The following is an 11,540-nucleotide window of genomic DNA, read 5'->3' as shown; positions in this document are numbered from 1 at the left end:
GAACGTAGCCGCAGCACATGCCACTTGAAATACGACGAGTAAATCGTTTGCGTGTTACCTGAGTTGTTGTACCACATTTTTTTCTAACACGCCCATCAGAATTAAGGGCAGAATCGGCCTGTTAAAAACCGCTGAAATTGCTCATCATTATGCAGGTGAGTTTCGCGTGTTCACGTCGCGTCGACGATTTGACGCACAAAAAAGGTGAAAAGTAGTTATGGTAAATGTTCGTCAGCCCAGGGATGTCGCACAAATTCTGCTTTCGGTGCTGTTTTTAGCCATCATGATTGTGGCATGTCTGTGGATCGTTCAACCCTTTATTCTCGGCTTCGCATGGGCCGGTACGGTGGTTATCGCCACCTGGCCGGTATTGTTACGTTTGCAAAAGATCATGTTTGGCCGCCGCTCTCTCGCCGTTCTGGTAATGACGTTGCTCCTGGTGATGGTGTTTATCATCCCTATCGCCTTACTGGTTAACAGTATCGTCGACGGCAGTGGCCCGTTAATTAAGGCCATCTCCAGTGGCGATATGACATTACCGGATTTAGCGTGGCTTAATACCATTCCGGTGATTGGCGCGAAGCTGTACGCAGGCTGGCACAATTTGCTGGATATGGGCGGCACGGCAATTATGGCGAAAGTCCGTCCTTATATTGGCACCACTACCACCTGGTTCGTCGGGCAAGCCGCGCATATCGGGCGCTTTATGGTGCATTGTGCCTTAATGCTGCTCTTCAGCGCCCTGTTGTACTGGCGCGGTGAACAGGTGGCGCAAGGCATCCGACATTTTGCGACCCGTCTGGCGGGCGTCGTGGTGATGCGGCAGTTCTGCTGGCGGCACAAGCTATCCGCGCAGTGGCGCTGGGCGTTGTGGTCACTGCTTTAGTACAGGCTGTACTTGGCGGTATCGGTCTGGCCGTTTCTGGTGTGCCTTACGCCACGCTGCTAACGGTATTAATGATCCTCTCCTGCCTTGTTCAGCTAGGCCCGCTGCCAGTGTTGATTCCGGCGATTATCTGGCTCTACTGGACCGGCGATACCACCTGGGGAACGGTATTGTTAGTGTGGAGCGGTGTGGTTGGCACTCTGGATAACGTCATCCGCCCAATGCTAATTCGCATGGGCGCAGATTTACCGCTGATTCTGATCCTCTCCGGGGTTATTGGTGGTTTGATTGCTTTCGGTATGATCGGTCTGTTTATTGGTCCGGTACTACTGGCTGTTTCCTGGCGTCTGTTTGCTGCGTGGGTTGAAGAAGTCCCGCCGCCGACTGACCAACCAGAGGAAATTCTCGAAGAGCTGGGCGAAATCGAGAAACCGAATAAGTAATTTCTCATCAGGCGGCTCTGCCGCCTGATTGTTAATCACTGCTAATTGATATTTCATTCCTCCAGTCCGTATTTTCCTGCTTACCGCCATTCAGCTGGCAGTATCTGTCGCAAATCCTTTACAGTTTTTAAACTAATGAGACGAATCTGATCGACGCAAAAAGTCCGTATGCCTACTATTAGCTCACGGTTATAAATCAACATATTGATTTATAAGCATGGAAATCCCCTGAGTGAAACAACGAATTGCTGTGTGTAGTCTTTGCCCATCTCCCACGATGGGCTTTTTTTTAACATTTTTTGCTTCATTACCCCGCCTCTCGTTCTTTCCAATAATGTTGCACAAGATACTGTGACTCTCTTCAAGCCGTAAGCAGGCTGATAATGTTATTTATATTTTATTCTTTTTTTCATGCAGCCATTACACGATGAACGCTTATGAACTCCAGGCACTACGCCATATTTTTGCCATGACCATTGATGAATGCGCGACCTGGATTGCCCTGACGGGCGACAGTGAAAGCTGGCAACAATGGGAGAAAGGAAAAACGGATATTCCTGACGAGATAGTTGAAAAACTGCTGGCAATGCGCCAGCAAAGAAAAAGGCATCTTCACGCCATCATAGAAAAAATAAACAACCGCATCGGCAACAATACCATGCGTTTTCTCCCCAATTTAACCGCATTTCAACGTATCTACCCAGAAGGTAATTTTATTGACTGGAAGATTTACCAGTCGGTCGCAGCTGAATTATATGCGCACGATCTTGAACGCCTGTGTTGATATTTTAACGGGATACAACGGACGTCATGACAAAAATAATAAACGGATGCTGACATAACAACAGCAACTTTTTAAGCAATATTGCTAAGTAGATCTTATGAAAAATCCCTACCTCCCTACCGCGCTTGGGTTGTATCTCAATTACCTGGTGCATGGTATGGGTGTCATTTTGATGACTTTAAATATGGCCTCGCTGGAGACGCTCTGGCAGACCAATGCTGCGGGCGTCTCAATTGTCATCTCATCATTAGGCATTGGTCGATTAAGTGTCTTATTTTTTGCAGGATTACTATCCGATCGTTTTGGCCGACGTCCTTTTATCATCATGGGGATATGCTGCTATCTGATGTTCTTTTTTGGCATTCTGCATGCAAATAACATTATCATCGCGTATGTATTTGGTTTTCTCGCCGGTATGGCAAATAGTTTTCTTGATGCAGGCACCTACCCCAGCCTGATGGAAGCTTTTCCTCGCTCGCCTGGCACAGCCAATATTTTAATTAAAGCCTTTGTCTCCAGCGGACAATTTTTATTGCCGCTAATTATCAGCCTGTTAGTGTGGGCTGAACTGTGGTTCGGTTGGTCTTTTATGATTGCCGCAGCAATTATGATCGTTAACGGTCTGTTTTTATATCGCTGTAGCTTTCCACCACATCCAGGGCGTCGCTTACCTGAAGTAAAGAAACCCACCACCGCCGCGAAGCATCGTTGCTCAATTATCGATTTAGCCAGCTATACCTTATATGGCTATATCTCAATGGCAACCTTTTATCTGGTTAGCCAGTGGCTGGCACAATACGGGCAATTTGTCGCCGGTATGTCTTACACCATGTCGATCAAATTACTCAGTATCTATACCGTAGGGTCGCTACTTTGTGTATTTATTACCGCGCCACTCATTAGCAAAGCGGTTCGTTCAACAACATTGTTGATGCTGTACACTTTTATCTCATTTATCGCCCTGCTCACCGTCTGCCTGCATCCCACATTTTATGTGGTGATAATATTTGCTTTTGTCATCGGTTTTACCTCCGCAGGTGGTGTTGTACAAATTGGCCTGACGTTAATGGCGGAACGTTTTCCCCATGCCAAAGGAAAAGCAACGGGGATCTATTACAGTGCGGGCAGCATTGCAACCTTTACTATCCCGTTGATTACGGCTCATCTTTCGCAAAGAAGTATTGCCGATATTATGTGGTTCGATACCGCCATCGCTGCTATCGGCTTTTTACTGGCGCTGTTTATTGGCGTACGCAGTCGAAAAGAAGCACAACATTCATCATTAAAGGAGAATGTTGCTACGGGCGGGTAATGCAATATTCTTTTCAGGTCATGCAAGATCTTACGGATAAATTACTCTTTCTGCGCTAATTAAGGAAAATCGCGATCAAAAACAAACTATCACATGCAATATTCCTGGAAACATAAACTTTATGCCATGTACCCAGAGAAAATCATCTTCAGTATAGTGATTATGAAAACCGTCGAAATACAACACGGACGGTAACAAAATTATCTTTCAGCAAGGAGCTGTGAAAATGTCTCAAAATAAGGCTTTCAGCACGCCATTTATCCTGGCTGTCCTTTGTGTATACTTCAGCTATTTCCTACATGGCATTAGTGTTATTACGCTTGCACAAAACATGTCATCTCTGGCAGAAAAGTTTTCTACCGATAACGCCGGTATCGCCTATTTAATTTCTGGTATCGGTCTGGGCCGTCTGATAAGTATTTTATTCTTCGGTGTAATCTCCGATAAATTTGGTCGACGAGCAGTAATATTCATGGCCGTTGCCATGTATATGCTGTTTTTCTTTGGTATTCCGGCCTGCCCAAGTTTAGCTCTCGCTTACGGTCTGGCTGTGTGCGTTGGTATCGCCAACTCAGCCCTGGATACCGGTGGATATCCGGCGTTGATGGAATGCTTCCCGAAAGCCTCGGGTTCAGCCGTAATATTGGTTAAGGCGATGATATCGTTCGGGCAAATGCTCTATCCGATGCTGGTGAGTTATATGCTGTTGAATAACATCTGGTACGGTTATGGGCTGATTATCCCAGGCATCGTATTTGTGCTGATCACGCTGATGCTATTGAAAAGTAAATTCCCAGGCCAGTTGGTGGATGCCAGCGTAGCTGGTGAACTACCGCAAATGAACAGTAAGCCGTTAGTCTGGCTGGAAGGTGTTTCATCGGTGTTGTTCGGTGTTGCCGCATTCTCGACCTTTTATGTAATTGTCGTGTGGATGCCCAAATATGCGATGGCGTTTGCCGGTATGTCGGAAGCTGAGGCATTAAAAACCATCTCTTATTACAGTATGGGTTCGCTGGTCTGTGTCTTTATTTTTGCCGCATTATTGAAAAAAATGGTGCGTCCCATCTGGGCTAACGTGTTTAACTCAGCACTGGCAACGGTAACCGCCGCTATCATTTATCTGTACCCTTCTCCACTGGTCTGTAATGCCGGGGCTTTTGTTATCGGTTTTTCTGCTGCTGGCGGTATTTTACAGCTTGGCGTTTCAGTCATGTCCGAGTTTTTTCCAAAAAGCAAAGCCAAAGTCACCAGTATTTATATGATGATGGGTGGCCTGGCCAATTTTGTTATTCCGCTGATTACCGGTTATCTGTCGAATATCGGCCTGCAATACATCATCGTTCTCGATTTTACTTTCGCGCTTCTGGCCCTGATTACCGCAATTATTGTTTTCATCCGCTATTACCGCGTTTTTCATTATTCCTGAAAATGATGTCCGGTTTGGCGAACGCAATCTTAGCACCCCGGTTAAACACAATTAAGCAAAGAAATTAGAGGAGTTAATTATGGATGTTACCGCTAAATACGAATTGATTGGCCTGATGGCCTATCCTATCCGCCACAGTTTATCGCCTGAAATGCAAAACAAAGCCTTAGAAAAAGCGGGATTGCCATTTACCTATATGGCCTTTGAAGTGGATAACGATAGCTTTGCCGGTGCAATTGAAGGCTTAAAAGCCTTAAAAATGCGCGGAACCGGTGTGTCGATGCCTAACAAACAACTGGCGTGTGAATATGTTGATGAATTAACACCAGCGGCCAAACTGGTTGGCGCTATCAATACCATCGTCAATGATGACGGCTACCTGCGCGGCTATAACACCGACGGCACGGGCCATATTCGCGCCATTAAAGAGAGCGGTTTTGATATCAAAGGCAAAACGATGGTGCTGCTAGGTGCCGGTGGTGCCTCAACGGCGATTGGCGCGCAAGGCGCGATTGAAGGTTTAAAAGAGATTAAAATCTTCAACCGTCGGGATGAATTCTTCGATAAAGCCCTCGCCTTCGCACAACGGGTCAACGAAAACACCGATTGTGTCGTCACCGTGACCGATCTCGCCGATCAGCAAGCCTTTGCTGAAGCCCTGGCTTCCGCCGACATTTTAACCAACGGCACAAAAGTGGGTATGAAGCCTCTTGAAAATGAATCATTAGTTAACGATATCAGTTTGTTACATCCAGGACTGCTGGTCACTGAATGCGTGTATAACCCGCATATGACGAAGTTATTGCAGCAGGCGCAACAAGCAGGTTGCAAAACGATTGATGGATACGGCATGTTGTTGTGGCAAGGGGCTGAACAGTTCACGTTATGGACTGGCAAAGATTTCCCTCTGGAATACGTTAAACAGGTCATGGGGTTCGGCGCCTGACAGGCTGACCGCGTGCAGAAAGGGTAAAAAATGAAAACCGTAACAGTAAAAGATCTCGTCATTGGCACGGGCGCACCAAAAATCATCGTCTCGCTGATGGCAAAGGATATCGCCAGCGTGAAATCCGAAGCTCTCGCCTATCGTGAAGCGGACTTTGATATTCTGGAATGGCGTGTGGACCACTTTGCCGACCTCTCCAGCGTGGGGTCTGTCATGGCCGTGGCAAAAATCCTCCGTGAGGTAATGCCAGAAAAACCGCTGCTGTTTACCTTCCGTAGCGCTAAAGAAGGCGGCGAGCAGGCGATTTCCACCGAGGATTATATTGCACTCAATCGCGCAGCCATCGACAGCGGCCTGGTTGATATGATCGATTTGGAGTTATTTACCGGCGATGATCAGGTTAAAGAAACCGTCGCCTATGCACATGCGCATGATGTGAAGGTTGTCATGTCCAACCATGACTTCCATAAAACGCCGGAAGCCGAAGAGATTATTGCCCGTTTGCGTAAAATGCAGTCCTTCGACGCCGATATTCCTAAAATTGCGTTGATGCCGCAAAGCACCAGCGATGTCCTGACGTTGCTTGCCGCTACCCTGGAGATGCAGGAGCAGTATGCCGATCGTCCAATCATCACGATGTCGATGGCAAAAACTGGCGTAATTTCCCGTCTGGCTGGTGAAGTATTTGGTTCGGCGGCAACCTTTGGCGCAGTAAAAAAAGCCTCTGCGCCTGGGCAAATATCGGTGAATGATTTGCGCACAGTATTAACTATTTTGCACCAGGCGTAATAAATAACGTACCGGCGGGAGTAACCTTCCCCGCCGTATTAAAAAAATATTTTTAAAGAGTATTTGATAAAAATATTCTGTGGGTATCTGTGCGCTATTTTTAATGCTTGCGCAGAGAAACCCACACCTGAATCAGGAAAAAATAATGAAACCTGTAAAACCACCTCGGATTAATGGACGCGTGCCGGTCCTGTCGGCACAGGAAGCGGTAAGTTATATTCCCGACGAAGCAACACTTTGTGTATTAGGTGCAGGTGGCGGTATTCTGGAAGCCACCACATTAATTACCGCACTTGCTGATAAATATAAACAAACCCAGACGCCGCGTAATTTATCGATTATTAGCCCTACAGGGCTTGGCGATCGCGCCGATCGGGGTATTAGTCCGCTGGCGCAAGAAGGCCTGGTGAAATGGGCATTATGCGGCCATTGGGGACAATCACCGCGTATTTCTGAACTCGCAGAACAAAATAAAATTGTTGCCTATAACTATCCACAAGGTGTGCTCACTCAAACATTGCGCGCTGCTGCTGCCCACCAGCCAGGAATTATTAGCGATATTGGTATCGGAACGTTTGTCGACCCTCGCCAGCAAGGCGGCAAACTGAATGAAGTGACTAAAGAAGATCTGATTAAACTGGTCGAGTTTGATAATAAAGAATATCTCTATTACAAAGCGATCGCGCCAGATATTGCCTTTATTCGTGCCACCACCTGCGACAGCGAAGGCTACGCCACCTTTGAAGATGAAGTGATGTATCTCGACGCATTGGTTATTGCCCAGGCGGTGCACAATAACGGTGGTATCGTGATGATGCAGGTGCAGAAGATGGTTAAGAAAGCCACGCTGCATCCTAAAGCTGTCCGTATTCCAGGTTATCTGGTGGATATTGTGGTGGTCGATCCGGACCAAACCCAACTGTATGGCGGTGCGCCAGTTAATCGTTTTATTTCTGGTGACTTCACCCTGGATGACAGTACCCAACTTAGCTTGCCTCTTAATCAGCGTAAATTAGTCGCGCGGCGCGCATTGTTTGAAATGCGCAAAGGTGCTGTGGGGAATGTTGGTGTCGGTATTGCCGACGGTATTGGCCTGGTCGCCCGGGAAGAAGGTTGTGCTGATGACTTTATTCTGACGGTGGAAACAGGCCCAATTGGCGGTATTACTTCGCAAGGTATCGCCTTTGGCGCGAACGTGAATACCCGCGCCATTCTGGATATGACTTCCCAGTTCGATTTTTACCACGGCGGTGGTCTGGATGTCTGTTATTTGAGTTTTGCCGAAGTCGACCAGCACGGTAACGTCGGTGTGCATAAATTCAATGGCAAAATCATGGGTACCGGTGGATTTATTGATATCAGTGCCACCTCGAAGAAAATCATTTTCTGCGGCACGTTAACTGCAGGCAGTTTAAAAACAGAAATTGCCGATGGTAAATTAAATATCGTCCAGGAAGGACGGGTAAATAAATTTATCCGTGAACTACCGGAAATTACTTTTAGCGGAAAAATCGCGCTCGAACGGGGACTGGATGTTCGTTACATCACCGAACGTGCTGTATTCACCCTGAAAGAAGACGGCCTGCATTTAATCGAAATCGCGCCTGGCGTCGATTTACAAAAAGATATTCTCGACAAAATGGATTTCACCCCAGTTATTTCGCCTGAACTGAAAATGATGGACGAAAGATTATTTATCGATGCGGCGATGGGTTTTGTCCTGCCTGAAGCGGCTCATTAACAGGAGTATCACGATGGATTTTTCTTTAACTGAAGAACAAGAACTGCTGCTGGCCAGTATTCGCGAAATGATTACAACTAACTTTCCGGAAGAGTATTTCCGCACCTGCGATCAAAACGGGACATATCCGCGTGAGTTTATGCGGGCACTGGCGGATAACGGCATTTCTATGCTTGGCGTGCCGGAAGAGTTCGGCGGCATCCCTGCGGATTACGTCACCCAGATGCTGGCGCTGATGGAAGTGTCAAAATGCGGTGCTCCGGCGTTTTTGATTACCAACGGTCAGTGTATTCACAGCATGCGCCGTTTCGGTTCTGAGGAGCAGCTACGTAAAACGGCAGAAAGCACCCTGGAAACCGGCGACCCCGCCTATGCCCTGGCGTTGACGGAACCAGGCGCTGGCTCAGATAACAACAGCGCCACCACCACTTACACGCGTAAAAATGGCAAGGTTTACATCAACGGACAGAAAACCTTCATCACCGGCGCGAAAGAGTACCCGTATATGCTGGTGTTGGCGCGCGATCCGGAACCGAAAGATCCGAAAAAAGCCTTCACCCTGTGGTGGGTTGAGTCCAGTAAGCCCGGCATTAAGATCAATCCGCTGCATAAAATCGGCTGGCATATGCTTAGCACCTGCGAAGTTTATCTCGACAATGTGGAAGTTGAAGAGAGCGACATGGTAGGCGAAGAAGGAATGGGTTTCCTCAATGTGATGTACAACTTTGAGATGGAGCGCCTGATCAACGCCGCGCGCAGCACCGGCTTTGCCGAATGCGCATTCGAAGATGCCGCCCGTTATGCCAACCAGCGTATCGCTTTTGGTAAGCCAATTGGTCATAACCAGATGATCCAGGAAAAGCTGGCACTGATGGCGATTAAGATCGACAACATGCGCAATATGGTGCTGAAAGTGGCATGGCAAGCCGATCAGCATCAGTCACTGCGCACCAGCGCGGCGCTGGCAAAACTGTACTGCGCACGCACTGCAATGGAAGTCATTGATGATGCAATTCAAATCATGGGCGGTCTGGGCTACACCGATGAGGCGCGCGTCTCCCGCTTCTGGCGTGATGTCCGCTGTGAACGGATTGGCGGTGGTACTGACGAGATTATGATTTACGTTGCAGGTCGGCAGATCCTGAAAGATTACCAGAATAAATAATCTTCAGGCGGCGCAGCTTCTGACAAAAACTGCGCCGCCAGATTTATCCGGCAAGACTTACAGGTTCAGAAAATTCAGATAAGATTTCTTGTTCCGCAAAACAATTTTTAAATTGTTTGCGATAATCACTGGGAGAACAGCCAACATGGCGCAAAAACAGTTTGGCAAAGTGATCGACATTTTCATAACCCACACGCCAGGAGATCTCTGCCTGCGACATATCAGTATTGGTCAACAGCCATTTCGCTTCCGTCATACGCCGTTGAATCACGTAGTTAATGGGAGAAATTCGATACTCTTTAGTAAATTCATGACAAATATAACTGACGCTGGCACGAAATTTTTTTCGATAACTGTTCTAAAGTGATTTTTTCGCGGTAATTATTATTAAGATAAAAGAGAATATCTTTTATCAGAACATCTTTTTTAATATACCCCTGCTCCGAACGATAGGCATTTTTAAAGTTTTCGTAATAGAGAATCGCTAACGTATAGGAAAATGCATCCCACACTGAAGATGTGTTGCCATTTTTACTTTGCGGTAAAATCACACTTAATTCATTAAAAAGCGTTTTGATGACCTCTTTTCCCTGCCCTGCGGCAATTACCGGGCAAGAATGCGGTTGCAGTAACTGATTTTCTTCTGCGCCCTGAAACTGAAAACCGTATAGCGCACAGGTACAGGTCGTTGCCGGGTCGTTAGCATCTGAAGCTACCGCGTGCAGTCTGCCACGTTCTATCACCACAATGTCATCGGCATGCGCCACATAGAGCGAAGAATCAATGGTAAACCTTGCCACCCCTTTCTTAACATAAATCAGCTCGGTTTCATTATCATGAACGTGATGTCCCGACTCCCATTTAGGATCGTCACTAAACGCAAAGCGCGAAAGTCGTGGCGTTTTACCGGCGACAAACAGCGTTTCGCTGGCATTATCAAAACAGCGTTGATACATGACAACCTCCCTATTCCATGAGCAAGCAAAAACAATATATGCCGGATAAAATACGGCGTGTATTGCGGTTATACAACCGCATTTAGCGAGAGCTAAACAAGATTATTTACATTGAATGCAAGATAGTACGCCCAGCACAGAAGAATATTTCTGTACATTTCGCTTTTGTTTTAGCGATCGCATTTTTTTTGCAAGATTGTTGGCAAGGAAAACAGATTGCTCCGTCGAAAACCCCGCCCTGCTATCGCACACTATTTTCAGGCCACTTTTACCTTCCATCGGAGATGGTTCCGTATGCGACCCACAGGAGAAATCATGAAAATAATAACCTGCTTTAAGCTGGTGCCTGAAGAACAGGACATTGTTGTCACTCCCGAGTACACCCTCAATTTCGACAATGCCGACGCCAAAATCAGCCAGTTCGATCTCAATGCCATTGAAGCTGCAAGCCAGTTTGCAACAGATGACGATGAGATAGCCGCGCTGACTGTTGGCGGCTCATTGTTGCAGAACTCAAAAGTGCGTAAAGACGTGTTATCCCGCGGACCGCACTGTCTGTATATGGTGCAGGATGCCCAGCTTGAGCATGCACTCCCCCTTGATACGGCTAAGGCCCTGGCCGCGGCGGCAGAAAAGATCGGCTTCGATTTACTGATCTTCGGTGAAGGTTCTGGCGATCTCTATGCCCAACAGGTTGGCCTGCTGGTGGGAGAAATGTTGCAACTTCCGGTGATCAACGCGGTGAGTGCCATTCAGCGTCAGGGGAATACGCTGATAGTTGAACGCACTCTTGAAGATGAAGTTGAAGTGATCGAACTCGCTGTTCCAGCTGTGCTGTGCGTCACGTCCGATATTAACGTGCCACGCATTCCATCGATGAAAGCCATTCTCGGCGCGGGCAAAAAAACGGTACATCAATGGCAGGCGAGTGATATCGGCTGGAGCCAGGCCACGCCGCTTGCTGAACTGATCGGCGTTCGCGTACCGCCGCAAACAGAACGCAAACACATCATTCTCGATAACGATTCGCCGGAAGCCATTGCCGAGCTGGCGGAACATCTGAAGAAAGCCCTGAACTAAAGCCAACGGAGA

General features: G+C 47.3%; 7 protein-coding genes, 1 other RNA gene and 3 pseudogenes. 10 read left to right on the top strand and 1 reads right to left on the bottom strand.

Annotation, left to right across the window (positions count from 1 at the left end; translation table 11 throughout):
- The first annotated feature begins 217 nt into the window (after window positions 1-217).
- The 9 genes and pseudogenes from ydiK to CRI63_RS20935 all read left to right on the top strand — a co-directional run bounded on the left by ydiK (window position 218) and on the right by CRI63_RS20935 (window position 9,492).
- Window positions 218-1,329, top strand: a pseudogene (ydiK, locus tag CRI63_RS20975) (AI-2E family transporter YdiK).
- A gap of 185 nt (window positions 1,330-1,514) precedes the next feature.
- Window positions 1,515-1,622, top strand: an RNA gene (gene rprA, locus CRI63_RS20970) — antisense sRNA RprA.
- Window positions 1,623-1,756: 134 nt separating this feature from the next.
- On the top strand, window positions 1,757-2,113 hold the full coding sequence (locus CRI63_RS20965) for a YdiL family protein (protein ID WP_135520669.1): 357 nt from the start codon (window positions 1,757-1,759) through the stop codon (window positions 2,111-2,113).
- Between the two features lie 97 nt (window positions 2,114-2,210).
- A complete protein-coding gene (locus CRI63_RS20960; protein ID WP_135520667.1) occupies window positions 2,211-3,425 on the top strand; it encodes an MFS transporter in 1,215 nt (404 codons plus the stop codon).
- A gap of 226 nt (window positions 3,426-3,651) precedes the next feature.
- Window positions 3,652-4,919, top strand: a pseudogene (locus tag CRI63_RS20955) (MFS transporter).
- Between the two features lie 11 nt (window positions 4,920-4,930).
- Window positions 4,931-5,797, top strand: a complete 867-nt coding sequence (gene ydiB / locus CRI63_RS20950; RefSeq protein WP_130208246.1) for a quinate/shikimate dehydrogenase — start codon at window positions 4,931-4,933, stop codon at window positions 5,795-5,797.
- A gap of 30 nt (window positions 5,798-5,827) precedes the next feature.
- Window positions 5,828-6,586, top strand: coding sequence for a type I 3-dehydroquinate dehydratase (gene aroD / locus CRI63_RS20945; RefSeq protein WP_135520665.1), 759 nt, complete (start codon window positions 5,828-5,830; stop codon window positions 6,584-6,586).
- Between the two features lie 145 nt (window positions 6,587-6,731).
- Window positions 6,732-8,327, top strand: coding sequence for an acyl CoA:acetate/3-ketoacid CoA transferase (locus CRI63_RS20940; protein WP_135520663.1), 1,596 nt, complete (start codon window positions 6,732-6,734; stop codon window positions 8,325-8,327).
- 13 nt (window positions 8,328-8,340) lie between these two features.
- Window positions 8,341-9,492 carry an acyl-CoA dehydrogenase gene (locus CRI63_RS20935; RefSeq protein WP_135520661.1) on the top strand — a complete coding sequence of 384 codons (1,152 nt, stop codon included), beginning with the start codon at window positions 8,341-8,343 and terminating at the stop codon, window positions 9,490-9,492.
- Window positions 9,493-9,535: 43 nt separating this feature from the next.
- Here the strand turns inward: CRI63_RS20935 and CRI63_RS20930 are convergent.
- A pseudogene (locus tag CRI63_RS20930) lies at window positions 9,536-10,448 on the bottom strand (AraC family transcriptional regulator).
- Between the two features lie 315 nt (window positions 10,449-10,763).
- Between CRI63_RS20930 and CRI63_RS20925 the strand changes: the two are divergent.
- Window positions 10,764-11,528, top strand: a complete 765-nt coding sequence (locus CRI63_RS20925; RefSeq protein WP_135520659.1) for an electron transfer flavoprotein — start codon at window positions 10,764-10,766, stop codon at window positions 11,526-11,528.
- Window positions 11,529-11,540 lie beyond the last annotated feature (12 nt).

The organism is Escherichia sp. E2661, assembly GCF_004745185.1.
Taxonomy (GTDB): domain Bacteria; phylum Pseudomonadota; class Gammaproteobacteria; order Enterobacterales; family Enterobacteriaceae; genus Escherichia.
This window is presented reverse-complemented; position numbering and strand designations above follow the sequence as displayed.